We start from the raw sequence: 20,111 nt of genomic DNA, 5'->3' as shown, positions 1-20,111 counted from the left end.
GCGCGCCAAGGCTCTGGTGGCGCGCCTTGTCAGGCAGAACGTTGCATTCTGCCGGGTTGGGTTTACTCTGCGCTGTTGTCCAGCTGGCGGGTGAAGTTGAAATCGCGAGTGCTGGAACAGGTAAAGATATAGCCGACGTTGTTGTCGTAGCTGTATTTGTTGTAACGATCACCTCCTTCACAGGTGGGCGGAATCACCTCGGCGAGGTCGAACATCCACAGGGCGTCGCCCTGGCCACCGGCTACGGCTTCGATGTCGGTGCTGTCGGGGTGCTGCACGGAAACCACGAAACGGGTCGGGTGAGCGGGGTTGAAGATCATACCGGTGGCCTCGGCGCCATCGACCTGAATGCTCATAAAGTGATCAACCGATTCGGCAACGCCGTCATTGTCGGCATCGCGCACAAACCAGATGTCGCCGCCCACGTCGCCGCCGTTGGGTGCATCTTCAATAATGTAGATGTTGCCGAAGGCATCCTGGGCCAGGTTGTCGGGTGAATTGATCACTCCGGTAGTGGCCGGGAAGCCCAGGTTCTTCGGCGTGTTGGCCTCGCTGGCGAACTCCCGTACTACGGCACGTTTACTGTTCAGCATTTCGACCGAATAGACGGTGTTTTCCGAAGTGGCGGTGAAGTAGAGCACTTCGTTGCCGTTGGCGAGTACGCCAACTTCCACGTCTTCCGGACGGCCGAAGGGGGTGGCGCCCAGCTCGTCAGCTGCGGCGCGGCCCGGGCGGGATGAGCCGGAGTTTTCGAATGGATCCTGGGCCGTGCGGGGGCGCCCGTTTTCGTTGGTCAGGGGTACCCAGCGGGCGACACCGGTGCGAGGTTGATCGACATTGCTTTCGTGGTTGTAGTTTTGGCTGGCATCGCCGTCGAAGGCGCTGACCATAAGCACGAAGGTCTGGCCCTGGTCAAAGTTGTCATCGCTGGCCACGAATTTGTATATGGAACCGGAGCGGTCTTCATCCACGTAGTAGACGGTGTCGGCGTGTACTTTGCCGAAGCGAATACCTTCCTGGGAGACGTTGGCGAAGGAGGTCTTCTCCTTGACGCGAATATTTTCCGGCGCGGCGTAGGGGTTGAGGACTTCCATTACCCGGCCTTCACCGGACCACTCTTCACCCAGCAGCAGGGTGCCGTAGGGAGTAAAGGTGGCCGGGTCAAAAGCACCCCAGTCGCTGCCCCAGTTGCCATCTTCACCGCGCACGCCGGTGTTGTCACCGGAGAACAGGACTTCGGCGAAGTCCTGGGCGATGCTGTAGCGGGTGACGCCGGCACCATGCTCGGTTTCGTGGGGAATAAAGACAAACTCACCGCTGGGATCGAACGCCACCATGTCCCACATGGAGGCGCCAGTGCCCAGGCCTGGTGCGCGCACCACCGACTGGTTGATGTCCGCTTCAATCTCCGCCATGTTGGTCAGGTTGACCTGGCTGATGCCGGCCGGTGTCTGCCAGGGACTGTTCAGTTCGTTGACGTGGTTCGGGGTGGCCACGGCGGAAGACTGGGTCAACGGGTTGAAGAAGGGCTCGGTACCGGCGTTGACCACCGCTGAGATGGCTACGGCCAGACCACCGATGGCGGACGGGAATAATTTCATTGCTAAGCTCCTGGGCTCTGGTTTCAGTTTGTTTGTTACGGGGACTGACTCTGTCGGTACAGCCGCAAGGGTAAACCTGCAGCTGACTTCGCCAAGGATTATGGCGCCAGTGCATGACGCATTTCTGACGCTTGTATGAAGCTTTTGTGTCGTATTGTGTCAGGGCGTTGCCTGTTGCAGCGCATGGGTGGGCGTGGCCTGCTGGCTCTGGGGCCATTGCAGACGGATATCCCAGCTATAAATATGCTCCGCTGGCAGCGTTGGCGCGCTGGCGTTGTCAATGCGGTTATAGACATTGGCGGGCGGCACCACCGTGGCGTCGCGACCAAAGAGGAAGGTCTGCTGCTCGACGATGGCCTTGTAGGCCTTGTTGAGCTGCAGGGCGCGAGCCGTTGACGGGGTGATCAGTTGGTGTACATCCTTGCCGGCGATGGCCTGGTGGTTGACGCTGCCGTCCGGGTGGAACCAGCGCGCGCGCATTTCCGGGTTGCTGCGAAATTCATCGCCGCCGCCGGCGCGCTCGAAGTAGGTGGCAATTTCGCCGCGCTGCTCGCCGTGACTTGGGGCGTCAGGCATGCCGTGCAGGTTCAGGTAACCCCAGCCCTGGCCGCCGTCGACCTTGCGGGCGAAGCTGAAGGTCTTGTCTATGGTTGAGCCGATGGAAGAGTGGCAGCCCATACAAAACAGGTTCTCTTCGTGGGTGTTGGCGCGCAGACGGCCCTGGGCATCCTCGATAAAACCCTGGATCGACCAGCCGGCGCCGTTATCCAAACCGTAGGGGCCGAGATTGCTATAGCCCGGCAGCTGGCCGGCTTCTTTCTCGAAGGCCTCCTCCTCATAGTAGCGCGCCAGCACGCCCTTGCCATAGGTCTGCCATTTCTTCATGTAGCGGACTTCTTTCATGCGGGTGGACTGGGTAATCTGGTTGTCCGCGTCAAAACCCAGGTAGCGGACCGTATGCAGGAACTCGGTGCCCTGGGGGTAGAGGTGGGTGTCGAGAAAGTGCTCGCTGGCGGCGCCGACGTAGCTGCTGACATCGGTGATCAATTCTGTCCGATTCAAGCGCCCATTGCCGTCGAGGTCCTTGCCAACCCTGGCTTCGTCAATTGGCAGGCTGCCAATAGTGTCGAGGCCCTTGATATTGGCCTCCAGTATTGCCAGGTTGGCTTTGTAAATATCGCGCGAATAGCGGCCCTCGCGGTCACTGCGATAGGCGGCCGGCAGTTTCAACATGACATCGTCGGTGGAGCCGTTGGTAGGCCAGAAGGTGCTGGGGAAGGGTTTGTAGTTGAAAGTCACCCAGTGGCTACCATCGAGGGCAAAGCCCTCTTCGTCGAAGGCCGCGGCCGCCAGCTGCAAGTCGCGCAGGTCGGGCACCCAGCCTTTGAAGTTGGCGGCGCGCAAGCGTCCCGCCAGCTCGCTGTAATTGTCGGCATTGACCCACTCGCGAATGGCTTTGTCGCTGATGCGGGCAACCTTGTGCTGGCGGTCTGTAAACAGGTTTTGCCAGTGATTGGTCATGCCCAGATCGCTAAAGCTGTAGGCCTGCTGCAGGTCGGCGTCGTTCATGACGTTTTCGCGCCTGGCAATGGCGTCCTGGTGGCAGACGTAACAGGGGTTGTGTTGGCCCTCCGTGCGGGTGTAACACATGGGCGGGATGATCGCCTCGCGGTTGTAGGTCGCAGTTACCGGATGCACGGCGACGGCCGGGGGAATCACGTTGTCGCTGGACTGCAGTAATTGCAGGTTCTGCAGGTAATAGGGCAGTGTTGTGGCACTGGCGGCGTGTTCCGTGATGGCGTTCTCTGCGGTAGTGTTCTTTGCGTCAGGGAGTTGCGATGTGGTCCCGCCGCAAGCGCTTAGCAGCAGCGTACTGAGCAGCAACCTACTGATCAACAGTGCGCCGTGGCAGCTCAACCCGCTGCTGTGCCATTTTGTGCCCGGTGCTGGATTGGGGGTGTGTGGGTTTGGTCTGGTCAAGGTTTACGCCTTTTGATTCGATGCTGATGCAAATGAGAATAGTTTAGATCGAGTCTGTGACGTTAATATGACAGTGATCGCCCCCCCCCCCCCCTGTCCGGTCGCGTAAAAGCTGGTGTCGACACCGGGAATTCCTGTTGTGCCGCTGGAGGGGTGTGCGGCAGGACGCTGGTGCAGTGTCCTGCTAGGAGGCGGGCTCCTGGTTGGCAGCAGCTGTATCAAGGGCTTGCCGGCGTTTCTGGGCATCAGCCACGAGCTGCTTTTCCCAGCGTTTGCGGGCCTGTTTGATCGAGGCTGGCAGCTTGCCATCCTGGAAATAGTTGTAGATGGTCTCCTGCGAACGCACTTTGGCGTTGACTTTGAATTTGCGGTATTGATTGGTTTGCTCGGCATCGAGGGTGCGAGCTTTGACGTTGTCGCACCACTGGATATCGAGCACGTCCTTGACCCGCTGTTTCAGCTTGGGGTCGAGCACCGGCGCGGTCACCTCTACCCGAAAATCCAGGTTGCGGGTCATCAGGTCGGCGGAGGAGAGGTAAATCTTCGGCTCACCATTGTTGTAAAAGGAATATACCCGCGGGTGCTCGAGGAAGCGATCGACGATGCTGATCGCCTCTATGTTATCCGATACCCCCTTGATGCCCGGTACCAGTGACATCATGCCGCGGCAGATGATGCGGACCTTGACCCCGGCCCTGGAGGCGTCGTAGAGCAGGTCGATCAGTTTCTTGTCCACCAGGTTGTTACATTTGATGAAAACCTCGGCCGGCAGCCCGTGGTTGGCGTTGTGAATTTCCGCCCGGATCAGGCGGGTGAGGCCCGGCCGATTGGACAGCGGTGAAACCATCAGGTAGTTGTAGGAGTGACGCCTGTAGGTGTAGGAAATGAAATCGAAGGTTTTGTAAACGTCTTCGCCGACATCCTGGTTGTAGGTCAGCAGGCTGAAGTCGGTATACACCCCGGCGGTTTTCTCATTGAAATTACCGGTGCCGATATGGCAGTAATGTTTGGGGCGGCCCTTTTCAATGCGGGTGATGTGAATCAGTTTGCAGTGAACTTTCAAACCCGGCACGCCGAAGATCACATCCACCCCGCCGTCGGTTAACTGGTTGGCCCAGCCGATATTGGCGGCTTCGTCGAAGCGCGCTTGCAGCTCCACCACCGCGGTGACTTTCTTGTTGTTGCGTTTGGCCGAAAGCAGGGCATCGACAATGCGGGAGTTCTTGGCGGCCCGATACAGGCAAATTTTTATGGACTGTACCGCCGGGTCGATCGCTGCGGTCTTGAGCAGGTCGATCACCGTGTTGAACGAATGGTAGGGGTAGTAGAGCAGTAAATCCTGTTCGCGGATAATGTCGAACAGGTTGCCGCGAAAGCTGCTCAGCTCGGGCAGGGGCAAGGGTGGCAGGGGTTTAACGTCGAGATAGGCCGGGCCGATACTGGGGAAGGACATAAAATCCTTGGCGTTGTGGTAGCGGCCGCCGGGCATCAGGCTATCGTACTTGCTCAGGTTGAGGCGCTTGCTGAGCAAGTCGAGCATATCCTGGGGCATTTCGCTGTCGTAGAGAAAGCGCTCGGGCTCGCCGGACTGGCGTTTCTTCACCGACTGGGCCACCTTGTCAATCAGGCTCTGGTTGATTCCCTCGCCCAGCTCCAACTCGGCATCACGAGTCACTTTAAAGACGTAGCCCTCCGCTCGTTCCACCTCGATGACACCGCGAAATACATCGGGCAGGCTGTTGAGTATGACATCTTCGAGTACGGTAAATACCTTGGCGTGCTTGGTCGACTTGCCCTGCTTCGGCGGGATCTCCACGAAGCGATCGAGGCGCCCGGAGGGAACCTCGACCAGTCCGTAGCGGACATTGTTGTCCTTGTCGTACATTTTGATGGCGAGGTAAATTTTGCCATCCGCAACATCCGGGAAGTTTTTCGCGGAATCCAGCAGCACGGGGTCGAGCTCAGGCAGGATCTGCTGGGAAAAAATCTCGCTGGCAACCTTACGCTGGCGCTCGTCGAACTGGCGATCGGTAATGATGTAGATCTTTCTCTTGTGCAGCGCCCGCAACACATCGAGGTAGGTCTGGTCGAATTTTGCCTGCAGTTCACGGGAGCGGGTCTGGATTTCAAGCAGCAATTCCCGGTACTTCTCTTTTTCGTCAGGGGCCGCCGAGAATGCGGCCAGGCGGCTGACGTCTGCCACCCGCACCCGGTAGAATTCATCGAGGTTATTGGAAAATATTCCGAGGTAGCGCAGGCGCTGGATTTCCGGTACCCGGGGATTGCCCGCCTCTTGCATTACACGCTCATTGAACGAGAGCCAGCTGATTTCCTTGGGAAAAGACGGCGTGTTCTTTCTACTCATATTGTTACGGATACCATCAGTTTGGATTGTGAGGAACGATGAGATCGGCAATTTCAGGTGATTGTCACGACAATATACCCAAGCCAGTTCACTATTGATACACTAACTATGATTAACGCCAAAGATGACAGATTTATTACTTGGTCCCTCCCTGTTTGAACCATTTGATGAGTGAGCATAGCCTTGACCACTGAGCAAGCCCCACCTGTATTTGCCGCACTTGATCTTGGATCAAACAGTTTTCACCTGCTGATTGCGCGCTGCGTGGGGGGGCGAGTGGAAGTGGTCGACCGGCACAAGGAGATGGTGCGACTGGCGTCGGGCTTGCAGGACGACGGCACCATAGCCCCGAAGGCGGTAGAGCGGGCGTTGGAGAGCCTGTCCCGCTTTGCTGAGCGGATTCGCTCCACCCCTAATGCGCAGGTGCATATTGTCGGTACCAACACCCTGCGTGCCGCCGTCAACTCCGATGACTTCCTGACCCAGGCCGAGGCCATACTCGGTACACCAATCAATATTATCAGCGGTATTGAAGAGGCGCGCCTGATCTATCGCGGCGTGGTGCACGATTTGGCACCCACCGAAGATTTGCGCCTGGTGGTGGATATCGGCGGCGGCTCCACGGAATTGATTGTCGGTGATGTCAAGCCGCTGCGACTGGAAAGCTTGTATATGGGCTGCGTCAGTTACAGCAAGGAGTTTTTTCCGGACGGGCAGATCAGTTCCAAGCTCTACAAGAAGGCGCGCATGGCCGCGCAGAATGAAACCGAGTCAGTGGCGGTGGACTTCAGTGCCGGGCGCTGGCAGGAGGCGGTAGGCACATCCGGCACCATTCGCGCCATTCTCGGCATCCTTGAAGCCATGGGGCTGAGCCCAAACAACACCATTACCCGCGATGGACTGGAAAAACTGGCGGAAAAGTTATGTGATTTTGATCATATCGACAAGGTGCAATTGCCGGGTTTAAGCGAGGACCGGCGGCCGGTATTGCCCGGCGGCCTGGCGGTGTTGCACGGCGTGTTCAACGAACTGAAAATTGATGAAATGCAGGTTTCCAGTTACGCCATCCGCGAAGGCATGATCCTCGACCTGGCCGGCCTGCTGGAAAATCACGACATTCGCAACGAGACGGTAGCGCGCATGATGCAGCAATACCGGGTCGACAGCGACCAGGCCAGCCGCGTCACCCAACTGGCCTGCCGGCTGCTGAGTCAGGTGCGGCCCGACTTTGGCGACGACTACCTCAAGGCGCGGCGCCTGATGTGCTGGGCGACGGACCTGCACGAGGTGGGATTATCCGTTTCCCATGCCAGCCACAACAAGCACAGCGCCTATTTGCTGCAGAACAGTGATATGCCCGGTTTTTCTCGCCAGGATCAAAAGCTGCTCAGCTTTATCGTTTTGAATCACCGGCGCAAGCTGCGCCCGATGAGCAAAACCTATGGATTCAACCCCGACTGGCGGCTGGTGCAGATAATACGCCTGGCCTGTCTGTTTGCCCGGCGGCGCACGGATGATGCAATCCCCACGGAGCTGGCCATCGCCTTTACCGATAAGGGCCTGACCGTAAAGTTGGCCGAGGCGTGGCTGGATCAGCACCCACTGACAGCTGAGTCCTTGCAGGCGGAGCAAAAATTTCAGCGCGACCAGGATTTAAAGCTCGATATTGTCTGTGCCTGATGCTCTCATTGCCTTCCATTTAACCCCTTGTAGAAACCGGCCGCAGGAGTAAACCGTGCCAGAAGTAGTTGAGCTGCCTGAGAAAAATATTTCCCAGGCCTATGGGGTAATGACCCTGGATAACAAGCACCGCCTGGTGCGAAGGTTAAAGAAGGCCTTCACGCCCTCGATTCACGGCCACAAGACCTGGTCCAGCAGCTATCTGTTGATGGACTACTTTCTGCACCGCCAGTTGCTGCAGCAAAATATGCCTGTATTGGAGGTTGGCTGCGGCTGGGGGCCGGCGGCCATATTTTGTGCCAAGCACGGGGGCTGTAAAGTAACCGGCCTGGATATGGACAAAGAAGTGTTTCCCTATCTCGAGGTGCAGGCCGCTCTCAATGGGGTTGAGGTGGAAGAGCTGGTTGGCAGCTTCGAGTCGCTGAGCAAAAAGCAGTTGCGCAATTTCGAGGTGCTGATTGGTGCCGACGTGTGCTTTTGGGATGAGCTGACCCAGATCCATTTCAAATTGATCAAGCGTGCCCTTGCCGCAGGGGTGAAGCATGTCGTCTATGCCGATCCGGGCCGCAGCCCGTTTTTTGCCCTGGCAGAGCTGTGCGCCGAGTCTTTCGGCGCCACCTGCGTGCAGTGGTATTGCAACGAGCCGGAAAACTTCGAAGGGTATATTTTGCACGTGTCCGCCGACTAGACCTTGTCGCCGTCCGGTTGAGGCCTTGGCTACGGAGCACGGCCTTACGCAGCGCTGTAGCGCCGGCACTGTCCTCACCTGCCCAACCCTCTCGTCCTGCCCAGGTCTCACTTTCTGCCACAGGCCCGCCTTATCGGCGACTGCCGCTCTTTCCCCTTTCCCCCTTAGCCCGCTTCCTGCCCTAGTCCTGGTGGCGGTGCCGCATAATGTTCAAAAATATTGATCATACAGATCGAATTTGTCCCCTTATTTGAATTTTCCCCAGCCGTATACTGGCGTCAGTAAAGTAGTTCAGCCGCACATTCAGCACTGATACAACGGTGCTACAACCAGAAAACATACGGTAATAGGAGCAGTCTTATGAGTAATACAACATCCGTTTTACGGATTGACAGCAGTGCCCGTGGCAGTGCCTCGGTATCCAAACAGTTAACCCAGTATTTGGTTGATCAATTTGCCCGGGAAGAGGCGATTGAGTTGCTGGAGCGGGACCTGGGCGAGCAGCCCCTGGCGCCGATTGCAGCGGCCGAACTGGTTGCGGTGCACGGCTCGGCTGATCCGGTCGACAAGGCAGCTCAAAAGCAGCTGGCACTGTCAGACACTCTGGTAGCTGAGCTAATGGCCGCCGATGTGCTGGTGATAGGTGCGCCCATGTACAATTTCGGGGTGGCGGCAACACTAAAGGCGTGGGTAGACCACATCTGTCGGGCGCGGATAACCTTTCGCTATACCGACAGCGGGCCGCAGGGGCTGACCAATATCGAACACGGTTTTATTGTGGTTTCCACTGGCGGCACCAGGGTGGGCAGCAGCGCTGATTTTGTCAGCGGCTATTTGCGCCAGATCCTCAAGTTTATCGGGGTCAGGAACGTGCATGTGATTCATGCCGATGGTTCCAAACACTCGGCGGACGAGATTGTCGCCAATGCCCGGGGACAGATTAATACCTTGCTTGAGGCGCGCCGGGAAAACAGTGCAGTTGAAGCATAAGTCCGCTTGCCGGCGATATTGTGGGAGATCAGAGTATGAATAATGCAGCAGAAACCCGGCAGTTGCTGCGGGTTATCGACGCCATTGAGGCGCAAGACGGCGGCGGAAATCGATCAGGCGATCGCCGATTGCCGCAACGATTCCCTGGTTTAACGAATGGGATATTAGCGCTGTTTTAAAAACCCGGTTGCCGGGAATCATTCAGGCCGCTATTGTTGGGCCGGTGTCAGTTTTTTCTGTCGCCGGCCCGTTTTAAGTCATTGCAATGTCTCGCTACAGGCATTGAGAGTATTTATTCGGTGCCGCTACCTGTTGATTTGATATGCATGGCTGGGTGTAAAAAAGCAAATGAATGTACTGGAGTTGGCCAACAGAGACCCCTTGACCGGGTTGCCTACGCGCAACCTTTTTCTCGATTTCGCAACACAAGCGATAAGTCGAGCTGCGCGACAGGGCAGCAGTATGGCAATTCTAGTGATCGACCTGGACGGCTTTAGTGCTATCAATAGCGAGTTTGGTCGTGCCGCTGGTGACAGCTTATTGCAAGCGGTGGCGCGAAGACTGGAGGGTTGCACGCGCCAGTCGGATACTCTCTGTCGGTTGGGAGGTGATCAGTTCGCGGTGCTGGTGGAGCAGGTTAAATCCAGTCGCGCGCTGCAACCACTGTTAAAAAAAATTATCGCCACTCTGTCGCGGCCAGAAAATATTGACGGCGCTCGCTGTTGCGTCGCTGTCAGCATGGGCGTTGCCCTCTATCCCGAGGACGGTGCTGGAGCTGCCGAGTTGCTCAGTCGTGCAGATGAAGCCAGGTACGCGGTAAAGCGCTCGCATAAAAAAACCTTCGGCTTTACTTCGGCGCGTGAAGTGTTACCGGGTTCCTGAGCAATACTTCTCGCGCCAGCTTTGCTGCTACCCGTACAGCTTACTGGTAAAGAAATATAAAGGGCGATGACTTTCGCCGCGCTGAAATCTATCCTGCGTCCATAAATTCAGAATTGTGCTGGCAAGTTGCAGCGCTACTATTGTGTGTTTTCAGGAGAGATATGATGAATAGATTACTGATCAGTGTAATGACCGCCGCCTTAATAAGCGCCCCAGCTTTCGCAGCCAAGCCGAAGAAATTTTCCGATGGCGGCGAAATTACTCTGGGGGATGGCAGTGTTGTGGAGGCGTCAATTGTGACTTGCACAAACAACGAGGCCATCCCGTTGTTGAACAAGGATGGCCAGTGGTGCATCGATGAAGAAGGCAGCTACTGTCACAAGAAGCGTATGAAAGCAGCGAAAAAAGCCTGTAAATAATTGCTTCCGATCGGCGAATTCTGCTCACGCTGCAAGATTATACAAGTTGGGAGTGGCTGGGTTTTTGGGTTAGGATTAGAGCGGTGATGCAGTAGTTAAAAGGCATACCGCTTAACAGGGCTTGCCGATTTGTGCTTTCAAGCGCGCAACAAAACCCGAATCCAGAACCGCAATAAAAAAGCCGCTGACGGCAAACGTCGCGGCTTTTTTAGGTTGTAGAAGACTATTTCTCAGACGCTGGTGTTGGTGTCCGCGGGCGTTGCACTGCTGGCTTCAGGCCGGGCAAAATTCTTCTGGCTGAACGCAACTTTTTCTTCTGCGCTCATTCTCTCCGCGTGTTTTATTTTTTCCACCGCCCTGAGTCGGGGTAGCAGTCCGCAGCTGTTGGCGATTTGAATGGTCAGGCCGGGACGGGCATTCAATTCCAGCAGTACGGGGCCTTTTTTCTTGTCCAGCACAATATCGACACCGAGATAGCCGAGCGCCGACATCGGGTGGCAGCGCGAGGCCAGGGTGAGCAGAGTGGTCCAGTTTTCCACCTTGATTTCACTGAGCAGAGAACCGGTATCCGGGTGGTAGGTTAACGGCATATCGAATTGTACCGCGCCGGTGGCGCGGCCACTGCCCAGGTCCAGGCCGACGCCGATAGCACCCTGGTGCAAGTTGGCCTTGCCGTCCGATTGCCGGGTGGGTAATCGGACCATGGCCATGACCGGAAAGCCCTGCAGCACAATGACACGTATATCCGGCACCCCCTGGTAGGAGTATCGGTCGAAAACAGGATCCGGGATAATCAGGGCTTCGATGATTGCCACATCCGGCTTGCCACCAAGACTGTAGAGCCCGCTGAGTATATTACTGGCGTGGGTTTCGATGTAATTGGATGTGACTGCATCGCCGCTCAATTTTTCGAATTGACCATCTGTGGTGGGACGCAGCAGGATGATTCCCTTGCCGCCACTGCCCTTGGACGGTTTGATGACAAAACCCTCGCTGCCCTGGACAATGCTGTGCAGGTCTTGTATGTCGTGCTGAGTTTCCAGGACGCCAATAAGTTCAGGCGTTTGCACCTTGTAGCTGGTCGCCAGCAACTTGGTTTTCAGCTTGTTATCGACGTTGGGGTAAACGCTGCGCTTGTTGTAGCGGCCGATATAGCGGATGTTGCGGCGGTTCATTCCCAGTACGCCCAGGCGGCGAATTTGCAAATAGCGCTCTATTGGATTAAACATGCGGGTCTACTTTTCGAGCAGAGGTTTGAAACGGCGCAGTTCCAGCAGGCGATAGCCACTGTAGTTGCCCATCAACAGAACGAAAGACATGATCACCAGCTGCAGCCCGAGGAAGTTAAAGGCGATATGGCGAATCACGTCATTGGACATAAGGAGGTAGGCCAATACAGCTACCAGCAAGCTGCCTCCACCCTGCACCAGGACATCCTTGGCACCTTCTTCCTCCCATAGAATGGACATTCGCTCGATGGTCCAGGCCAGAATAATCATCGGGAAAAAGGTCACTTTCAGCCCTTCGGTCAGGCCCAGTTGGAAACTGAGGATGCTGAACAGCGTGATGATGGCAATCACCATAATGATCACCGCGGAGATGCGTGCCACCAGCAGCAAATTCAGGTGGGACAGGTAGGAGCGGAAAAATAGTCCGATCGCGACTACCGCCACGAAGCTGACCAGGCCGACGATCAACGTGGTCTCCATAAATGCCAGGGCGATTAGCACCGGCATAAATGTACCTGAGGTCTTGATGCCGATAAAGATGCGCAAAAACACCACCACCAGCGCGCCTATGGGCAGCAGTAAGATCGTTTTAAACAGTGCCTGTTCTGCCAGCGGCAGTGAGCCGATAGAGAAGTTCAGCAGGTTGGCGTTGTGGTAGGCATAACTGGTGGCCGCGGGCTCGACACGCTTGATAATGGAGAATTCCACTTTCGAGTTGCGACCGCCATCAACCTGCAGGATGGGGTGGCCGCGGCCCTCCCAGAGTATTGCCCGGTCTGGCAAACCGCGCTCGCCGGTGGCCGGATTAAATAATTGCGATTTGTCGCCCGTCCACACCTTGATAAAGCGCTCCGGGGACTGGCGCCTGCGGCCATCTTCCAGGCGCAATACGGATACCAGTCGCGCCGATACCTGAGCCTGGTTGAGCAGCTGCACCGCCAGCTCCCCTTTGCTCTCGCTGGAGTTGAGCAGCAGGCGCACGTTCTGGTTGGCGGCATCGGCATTGATCATCTTCAGCAGCTCTGTGGTGAAGGAGTAGGGGTCTGCCGAGAGCTGCCAGGCCTTTAAAATCAAATCATTGGCCGCGGTGAGGTTAGGCTCGCTCCAAATACGGTTGTTCAAAGGCGCCGGAATGTTGGCGGTCGGAGCAGTTGCGCTGCTGTTATGGCGGGCGATAACCCGGTAGTACAGACGTTGCTCGCCGCTGGGTTGGCGTTTGGTCCAAACTGCCCGCGGCCAGTTTTCATCTTCGGCCAGGGTCAGGCCGAAACCTGGTGAGGCGGTGATCTCATCGACGATGGTGTAGTTGCCCTGACCCAGTGGCCGGCTCAAGGTGACCTGTGCCGGGGCGTTGCGGGCGTCAAAAATCACTGTGGCTTCAATATCCCAGAGGATTTGCTTTTCGCTGGGAAGAAGGGGCACATTGGCCTGCAGGTGGCGGTAGATGATCATGGTAACGCCGGTGGCCATAAGGGTAAAAACCAGCGCATAAAAAGGAATTCGTGAATTCATTGGGCGACAGCCTCGGCGCTATTATCAATGGCTTTTTGTGAGTCGGGTGCTGCCACCGGCTCAAATTTCGGTTGCAAAAATTGCACGCTGACATCCACAACTGCCAGGTCTTTGAGGAAATTTCGCCCCAGCGATACCGAGTGTTTGCTGTTGGACTGTTCCGACAGTATGAATTCGGTAACCTGCTGGATGTTGCCAAGTCGAACCGGCAGCTTGATCACCGGTCGCAGGGCCGATTCGCCAGACTCTGAACCGCGAATACGGGACATGCGCACCACCGGTGTATCGATGGTCATGGCGGCAGAATTGGCGGCGGGCCTGGAGTCGTTATGGGTGACCGTAAACCGGGCCCAGGCCTCGCCGTCCTTTTCGTACAAATTGAGTCCAGTGGCGTGAATAAATGACGTTTCGGTACCGGTGTCGACACGGGCGGTGACATTGGCCATCAGGGTTTGGACCCACAGCCATTCCGATTTGCCGATCAGGGTCTTGCCCTGCATATCCTGCAGGTGCTTTTGCATATTGTCCGGTTTGCGAATTGGCCGCATTTTTTGGCTGGGCGGTGCTGGTGGTGGAGGGGCGGCAATAACCTTGACCGGGGTCTCGCGCAGTAACACCAGTTGTCGATTGATTTCATCCAGCTGGCTGTTGAATGTGTCCAGTCGCGAGTCAATACTGGTCAATTGCGCGGCGCGCTCCAGCTCCCGCTCCTGTTCCTGGTCCTGCAGTTGCAGCAGTGTAGACATCTGTTCAGCCACAGTGTTTATTGGCTCCTGCTGCTGCAACAGGGCGCAGCCCGACAACAGTGAGATAGGCAGCAGGCTGGCGGCCCAAAGCAACCTCTTATTTACAGGCATGTGGCGGCGTTGACGACAAGTCGACTGTTTCATAATCGTTAGTCACTTACACATATAGCGATTTGATGGAAGTTGCGAGGTGCTGGCGAACTCAGGGCTCATTGACTTATTAAAGGTGTTTGCCCACAGGCTGCGCCAGGAGTCTCAGGGCATGGCGCCCCGCTTATAATAGGCGCAGTATAACTCTTTATCGCGACAAGTTTGATAGCTAGTTAACGCTGGACGACAAAATCTCCACTTTGCAGCGCGACGCCGGCGGTGCCCTGCCGCTGGCCACTGCTCGCCTGCGCCAGCGCCGCGGGGGGGCGTGGGGCTGGTTGGGGGCAAGTTACGCTAGTAAGCTAAAGACTAGCGCCAGAAAGTACCGTGCAACAGGAGCGCTGAATAACAGTAGAGCTAAACAGGAGTGCGGGGATGAAGTTTATCTTTGAAGTTATCGTTAAACCGGGATTTACGGTGGAGGAGTACGCCGCCAACTGGCTGGTTGCCAGTGAGATTATGCAGCGGGCGCCGGGTGCCCTGGGAACCCGGCTGCACCGGGACCTGAACAACCCCAACCGCCTGCTGGCCATTGCCAGTTGGGAGTCAAAGTCAGCTCGGGACCAAAAGGATGACGAGCGCGACGCCACCGTCAGGCGGATCCTGGCCGAGCATCACGCCAAGTGCGAAATCAACATCATCGGGGAGTTTGACGAGCCGGAGTGGCAGGTGATTCCACAGCAGTCATCTGCGGGTTAACGCCGGCACTACATCTTGAAGCGAGGTCTGGTCGTTGCTCAATTGAGCCCGGGCTTGAGGCCAGCGCCCACCCGGGCCCGGTAGTTTCGAACAGCCGCCCGCCAGCGGGCTCGGTTGCAGGGCCTGTCAGTGGCCCAGCAGCGCGACGATCTCATCGTGTTGCAGGGTTTCCTTCTCCAGCAGGGCTTGCAACAGGCTCTGCAAGTGCTGGCTGTGTTCGCTTAGCAGCCGGATGGTTTTCTGTTCTGCTTCGCGCAGCAGCAACCGCACCTCTTCATCCAGTAAATGGGCGGTCTGTTCGCTGAACTCCTTCGGCTCGGCCAGTTCACGACCGAGAAAGGGGTGTTCCTCGGCGATGGAGTAGCCAATTGGGCCGATGTTCTTGCCCATGCCCCACTGCCCCACCATTTTGTATCCCAACCGGGTAGCCTGCTTGAGGTCGTCGGCGGCGCCGGTGCTGACATTGCCGAATACCAGTTTTTCGGCACAGCGGCCACCGAGCAATACGGACAGGCGATCGAGCAAGTAGTCCTCGTTGAGGTTGTGCCGATCCTCCTCCGGCAGTTGCTCGGTCATGCCCAGCGCCTGGCCGCGGGGCACGATACTGATTTTCTGGACCGGATCGCTGTGGCTGGAGAAATAGGCAGTGATGGCGTGGCCGGCCTCGTGGCAGGCGATGCGCTTGCGTTCCGATGGGTTAAGTAAATCGGTGCGCGGCGTACCCATGATGACCTTGTCGCGGGCGCTGAGAAAATCCTCTTGCCGAATGCTGGTGCGGTTGTCGCGGGTGGCGTTGAGGGCGGCTTCGTTGACCAGGTTGGCCAGGTCGGCCCCGGAAAAGCCGGGAGTGACGGCGGCAATCTGGTCGAGCTGGACATCTTCCGCCAGCGGTGTGTGGCGGCTGTGCACCTGCAGGATTTCTGCCCGGGCCTTGCGTTGCGGCAGTTCCAGGGTGATCTTGCGGTCGAAACGGCCGGGTCGCATCAGGGCCGGGTCGAGCACGTCCGGGCGGTTGGTGGCGGCCAGCACCACCACCGCCTCCTCCGGGTCGAAACCGTCCATTTCCGCCAGGATTTGATTCAGGGTTTGCTCTCGTTCGTCGTTGCCGCCCCCGAGGCCGGTGCCGCGCACCCGGCCAACGGAATCGATCTCGTCGATAAAGATCAGCGCAGGTGCCACCTTGCGGGCCTGGTTGAACATGTCCCTCACCCGCGATGCGCCAACGCCGACGAACATTTCGATAAACTCCGAGCCGCTGACGGAGAAGAAGGGCACCTCGGCCTCGTTGGCAGTGGCTTTGGCGAGCAGGGTTTTGCCGGTGCCGGGTGCCCCCATCATTAAAATACCCTTGGGCATATGGGCGCCCATGTCGCGGTATTTTTGCGGGTTTTTCAGGTAGTCGATAATCTCCTGGAAATCCTGCTTGGCCGACTCCAGGCCGGCGATATCCTCATAGCGGGGCCCGGAGGTGGTGGGCTCAAAGCGCCGGGCTCGTGAACTGCTGAAGCCCATCAAGCCGCCACCGCTCGCGCCCATCCGGCTCTGCAGGGCGCGACTGGTCCAGAAAAAGAACGCCAGGATCAGCAGCCAGGGAAGGAAGCCGGCGATCATTCTGGCCCAAAACGGCAATTCATCCGCCTGCACCTTGATGTTGACATCATTGGCTTCGAGGATGTCCAACAGGCGTGCGTTTTCGAAATTAGGGGCGATCACCCGGAAGTCAAAGTTGGCGTTGGCATCGGACTTGCGATAGCGGCCGTGGATTTCGTTGCCTTTTAATACCACCTCGGCGATAGCGGCGTTGTTGACCTGTTGTAAAAATTCCGAGTAACTGATGACCTGCGCGGGCTTGCTGACGAATACTTGCATCAGGTAGTAAAAGCCGAACAACAGCAGGGCAATTGTGAGCCAGTGTTGGCTGTTCGGGTCTTTGGCTGCAGGCGGTTGTGTCGTGTCTGGCATGGGCAGTTCCGCTGGCTTTCCCTATGGGCAGCTACAGACGTTAAGGCAAGCGAGGCCGGACTGCAACTGGTGTGTCTATTTTCAGCGGGCTTGATCCAGATTGGTGTTTTTCACAACGCTGAGGGGTATGCTTTGGCTTGATAACTGCAGCTGGAGGCACCAGGTGCCGGGTAAAAAAACCCTTATTGTGGCGACCCTAATACTGCTGGGAGTAGCGGCACTGGCCTGGCGCCATTGGCATCCGCAGCCCCTCGCCGTGCAGGTGGTGACGGTCGAGCGCGGCGACGTTGAGGCAACGGTGGCCAACACTCGCGCCGGTACGGTTAAGGCCTGCCGCCGCTCCAGGTTGTCGATGCCCATCGGCGGCGTGGTTGACAAGTTACTGGTCAGCGAAGGCGACCAGGTGGTTGCCGGCCAGTTGCTGCTGGAGTTGTGGAATCACGATCGAGCCGCCGAGGTTAACCAGGCGCGGCAGCAACTGCTGGCGGTTGAATTTGAGCGCGAGAGTACTTGCCTACAGGCGGATTTAAAGGCGCGGGAAGCGCAGCGGTTACAGCGCCTGGCGGCGAGCAAGTTGGCCTCGGAGGAGCAGTTGGACAGCGCTGCCACCGCCGCCCAAACCCAGGGGCGACTCTGCGCCGCTGCCAGCAATCAGGCTGGAGTCGCCAGCGCCCGCCTTGACCTGCAGCAAGCGGTGTTTGAGCGGACCCGGTTGCGCGCCCCGTTTGCCGGGGTAGTGGCCGAAATCAATGGAGAAATCGGCGAATACATCACCCCCTCGCCGCCGGGCATTCCGACACCGGCGGCGGTGGATCTGATCGACTACAGCTGTTTGTATGTCACGGCCCCCATCGATGAGGTGGACGCTGCCAAACTGCAGGTGGGGTTGCCGGCCCGGATCGGCCTCGACGCTTTCCGGGAGCAGCTACTTGTCGGCAAGATCAGCCGTATTGCGCCCTACGTGCTGGACCTGGAAAAGCAGGCCCGCACGGTGGATGTGGATGTGCGGTTTGACCAGGTGCCTGCGGCAATGACCCTGCTGGTAGGTTACAGCGCGGATATCACCGTGGTGCTGGAGCGGCGCGAAAACGTGCTGCGGCTGCCGGCCGAGGCAATTCTGGCGGATGCCAGTGTCTGGCTGGTCAATGCCGACAACCAGCTGCAGCGGCGGGTTATTACGCGTGGCATCGGCAACTGGACCCTGAGCGAAGTGCGCTCCGGCCTGGCCGAGGGCGATCGGGTGGTGCGCAACCCGGATCGGGACGGGCTGGCCGAGGGGGTGGCCGTGGTGGTCGGCAATGATTGAGCTGGTTGAGCTGAACAAGACCTTTATGCTGGGGGAGCAGTCTGTGCACGCCCTCGACCAGATCAATTTGCGCATTGATGCCGGTGAATACCTGTCGGTAATGGGACCATCCGGCTCTGGCAAATCCACTCTATTAAATATGCTTGGTTTGCTGGACCGACCCGACAGCGGACGCTACCTCTTAAACGGCCTGGAAACCACGGCCCTGGATGAAACCGAGCGGGCGCGCAAGCGCAGCGAAATGATTGGTTTTGTCTTCCAGGCTTACCATCTTGTGGCGCGGCTCAGTGCCCGTGAAAATATCGAATTGCCGTTGATGTTGTCGGGCGTCCCGGGAGCCGAGCGGCGGCGCCGCTCGAAGCAAGTCATGGAACGGCTGGGGATCGCCGATCGAGGCCACCACCTGCCGCGGCAGCTTTCCGGTGGCCAGCGCCAGAGGGTGGCACTGGCGCGGGCAATTATCCGCCACCCCTTGCTGCTGTTGGCCGATGAGCCCACCGGCAATCTCGACAGCCAGTCTGGTGCGGAAGTGGTGACGTTGATCGAGGAGCTCAATCGGGACGGCATTACCCTGCTGGTGGTCACCCACGACCTGGCGCTGGGACAGCGCGCCGCGCGCCAGTTGAAGATGGTGGATGGCCGTATTGTCGAGGACCGTTGCCGTCAACCCGCGGTGCCCGAGTCGGCCCATGGGTGAGCGCGACAGCTTGCTGTTTTGCTGGCAGTCCATTACTCGCTACCGCTTTCGCAGCGCCATGATCCTGCTGGCCATCGGTTTTGGCGTGGCCGCGGTGGTGGTGCTCACCGCATTGGGCGAGGGCGCCCGGCGCTATGTGCTGCAGGAGTTTGCCTTTCTCGGCAAGGATGTACTGGTGATGTTTCCCGGGCGCAATGAAACCACAGGCGGCTTGCCGCCGGTGACTGGCGCCGCCGCCCGGGATATCACTTTGGCCGATGTGGCCGTGCTGGGGCGCCGTGTTAGCGGGTTGCAGCAGTCGGCGCCGCTGGTGCTTGGCAGTGCTGCAGTGTCCTTCCAGCAGCGTTCCCGCGAGGTCATCGTGCTCGGTACATCCGCGGCATTTGTAACAGTGCGTAAACTCAAACTGGCTCGGGGGCGCAATTTACAGCTGGAGGATATTGAACGCGCCAGCGTCGAATGCCTGATCGGGCAAACCCTGGAGCGGGAGTTGTTGCAGGGTGAAGCGGCGCTGGGCGCGCTGTTGCGAGTGGCCGATTATCGCTGTCGGGTGGTGGGCGTGTTGCAGGGGCGAGGGGATGCCTTTGGCATGGACCTGGGCGACAGCCTGATACTGTCGGTGGCAGCTGCCCAGCGCCTGTTCAATACCGCGGGACTGTTTCGGGTGATTATGCAGGTGCGCGAGGGCTACGACCCGGAGCAGGTCAAGCAGCAGGTTATCGACGTGATCACGGCCCTGCACCAGGGCGAAAATGACGTCACGGTGGTCAGCCCCGATGCGCTGCTGAGTACCTTCGATGATATTCTCACGGCGATGACCCTGGGAGTGGGGGCCATAGGCGGCATCAGCCTGCTGGTGGCCGGCATCCTGATTATGAATATCACGGTGATCAGTGTCGGCCAGCGCACCGAGGAAATTGGTTTGTTGAAAGCGCTGGGTGCCGATGATCGGCTGATTCGAAAACTGTTTGTGCTGGAAGCTGTGTTGCTGTCAGTTTGCGGCGCGGTGCTCGGTTCGTTGGCCGGTTTGTTGTTGTTGCTGCTGGGGCGCCAGTTGCTGCCGCAGGTGGATTTCGCGGTGCCCCTCTGGGCACTGTTCGGCGCTGGTGGGGTTGCCGTTGGTTGTGGTTTTTTGTTCTCCTGGGTGCCGGCCACCCGGGCGAGTAAACTGCTGCCGTTAAATGCGTTGCAGAGAAGGTAGTGGC

Annotated in this window: 17 protein-coding genes; 10 read left to right on the top strand and 7 right to left on the bottom strand. The window is 57.9% G+C overall.

All coding sequences use genetic code 11. The annotated features are described in order from the left end of the window. Positions 1–62: 62 nt before the first annotated feature. The 3 genes from G8764_RS06815 to ppk1 form a co-directional block, all read right to left on the bottom strand. Positions 63–1,601, bottom strand: coding sequence for an alkaline phosphatase PhoX (locus G8764_RS06815; protein WP_166163461.1), 1,539 nt, complete (start codon positions 1,599–1,601; stop codon positions 63–65). Between the two features lie 159 nt (positions 1,602–1,760). Then, positions 1,761–3,581 (bottom strand): hypothetical protein, encoded by a 1,821-nt coding sequence (locus tag G8764_RS06810; RefSeq protein ID WP_166163459.1) that lies wholly within the window; start codon positions 3,579–3,581, stop codon positions 1,761–1,763. A 184-nt stretch (positions 3,582–3,765) separates the two neighbouring features. Further along, a complete protein-coding gene (gene ppk1, locus G8764_RS06805; RefSeq protein ID WP_166163457.1) occupies positions 3,766–5,946 on the bottom strand; it encodes a polyphosphate kinase 1 in 2,181 nt (726 codons plus the stop codon). Positions 5,947–6,129: 183 nt separating this feature from the next. On the opposite strand from ppk1, the gene ppx reads away from it, so the two are divergent. From ppx to G8764_RS06775, 6 genes are all read left to right on the top strand, one after another. Further along, positions 6,130–7,626 carry an exopolyphosphatase gene (ppx, locus tag G8764_RS06800; RefSeq protein ID WP_166163455.1) on the top strand — a complete coding sequence of 499 codons (1,497 nt, stop codon included), beginning with the start codon at positions 6,130–6,132 and terminating at the stop codon, positions 7,624–7,626. 55 nt (positions 7,627–7,681) lie between these two features. After that, the gene (locus G8764_RS06795) at positions 7,682–8,314 is read left to right on the top strand and encodes a methyltransferase domain-containing protein (protein WP_166163452.1); all 633 of its coding nucleotides are present in this window, start codon (positions 7,682–7,684) and stop codon (positions 8,312–8,314) included. Between the two features lie 360 nt (positions 8,315–8,674). After that, positions 8,675–9,304 (top strand): FMN-dependent NADH-azoreductase, encoded by a 630-nt coding sequence (locus G8764_RS06790; RefSeq protein ID WP_166163449.1) that lies wholly within the window; start codon positions 8,675–8,677, stop codon positions 9,302–9,304. 35 nt (positions 9,305–9,339) lie between these two features. Further along, positions 9,340–9,483 carry a hypothetical protein gene (locus G8764_RS06785; protein WP_166163446.1) on the top strand — a complete coding sequence of 48 codons (144 nt, stop codon included), beginning with the start codon at positions 9,340–9,342 and terminating at the stop codon, positions 9,481–9,483. Between the two features lie 169 nt (positions 9,484–9,652). Continuing rightward, positions 9,653–10,186, top strand: coding sequence for a GGDEF domain-containing protein (locus tag G8764_RS06780; protein ID WP_166163442.1), 534 nt, complete (start codon positions 9,653–9,655; stop codon positions 10,184–10,186). A gap of 161 nt (positions 10,187–10,347) precedes the next feature. Further along, positions 10,348–10,605: a hypothetical protein gene (locus G8764_RS06775; RefSeq protein ID WP_166163440.1), complete on the top strand. Its 258-nt coding sequence runs from the start codon at positions 10,348–10,350 to the stop codon at positions 10,603–10,605. 230 nt (positions 10,606–10,835) lie between these two features. Here the strand turns inward: G8764_RS06775 and G8764_RS06770 are convergent, their stop codons facing one another. The 3 genes from G8764_RS06770 to G8764_RS06760 are packed head-to-tail and all read right to left on the bottom strand — an operon-like array spanning position 10,836 to position 14,203. After that, on the bottom strand, positions 10,836–11,834 hold the full coding sequence (locus G8764_RS06770; protein ID WP_166163438.1) for an alpha-L-glutamate ligase-like protein: 999 nt from the start codon (positions 11,832–11,834) through the stop codon (positions 10,836–10,838). Between the two features lie 6 nt (positions 11,835–11,840). Next, positions 11,841–13,346, bottom strand: coding sequence for an inactive transglutaminase family protein (locus G8764_RS06765; protein WP_166163436.1), 1,506 nt, complete (start codon positions 13,344–13,346; stop codon positions 11,841–11,843). After that, the gene (locus tag G8764_RS06760) at positions 13,343–14,203 is read right to left on the bottom strand and encodes an ATP-dependent zinc protease family protein (RefSeq protein WP_166163434.1); all 861 of its coding nucleotides are present in this window, start codon (positions 14,201–14,203) and stop codon (positions 13,343–13,345) included. Before G8764_RS06760 ends, G8764_RS06765 begins: the two co-directional genes overlap by 4 nt. Before the next feature lie 414 nt (positions 14,204–14,617). Between G8764_RS06760 and G8764_RS06755 the strand changes: the two genes are divergently transcribed. Then, positions 14,618–14,941: an antibiotic biosynthesis monooxygenase family protein gene (locus G8764_RS06755; protein WP_166163432.1), complete on the top strand. Its 324-nt coding sequence runs from the start codon at positions 14,618–14,620 to the stop codon at positions 14,939–14,941. Between the two features lie 126 nt (positions 14,942–15,067). Here G8764_RS06755 and ftsH read toward each other — a convergent pair whose 3' ends face one another. Beyond that, positions 15,068–16,903 (bottom strand): ATP-dependent zinc metalloprotease FtsH, encoded by a 1,836-nt coding sequence (gene ftsH / locus G8764_RS06750; protein ID WP_166163430.1) that lies wholly within the window; start codon positions 16,901–16,903, stop codon positions 15,068–15,070. Between the two features lie 163 nt (positions 16,904–17,066). Here ftsH and G8764_RS06745 point away from each other — a divergent pair, with 163 nt between their 5' ends. Genes G8764_RS06745 through G8764_RS06735 form a run of 3 tightly spaced genes read left to right on the top strand, consistent with a single transcriptional unit; the run spans position 17,067 to position 20,107 of the window. Further along, on the top strand, positions 17,067–18,209 hold the full coding sequence (locus tag G8764_RS06745; RefSeq protein ID WP_207951740.1) for an efflux RND transporter periplasmic adaptor subunit: 1,143 nt from the start codon (positions 17,067–17,069) through the stop codon (positions 18,207–18,209). Next, complete coding sequence (locus G8764_RS06740) at positions 18,202–18,906, top strand: ABC transporter ATP-binding protein (protein WP_166163426.1); 705 nt, start codon at positions 18,202–18,204, stop codon at positions 18,904–18,906. Before G8764_RS06745 ends, G8764_RS06740 begins: the two co-directional genes overlap by 8 nt. Next, complete coding sequence (locus G8764_RS06735) at positions 18,899–20,107, top strand: ABC transporter permease (RefSeq protein WP_166163424.1); 1,209 nt, start codon at positions 18,899–18,901, stop codon at positions 20,105–20,107. The genes G8764_RS06740 and G8764_RS06735 overlap by 8 nt, the downstream gene beginning before the upstream one ends. Positions 20,108–20,111 lie beyond the last annotated feature (4 nt).

Source organism: Pseudomaricurvus alcaniphilus, from assembly GCF_011440395.1.
Taxonomy (GTDB): domain Bacteria; phylum Pseudomonadota; class Gammaproteobacteria; order Pseudomonadales; family Cellvibrionaceae; genus Pseudomaricurvus; species Pseudomaricurvus alcaniphilus.
The sequence above is the reverse complement of the archived record's forward strand: the minus strand, read 5'-3'. Positions and strand labels throughout refer to the sequence as shown.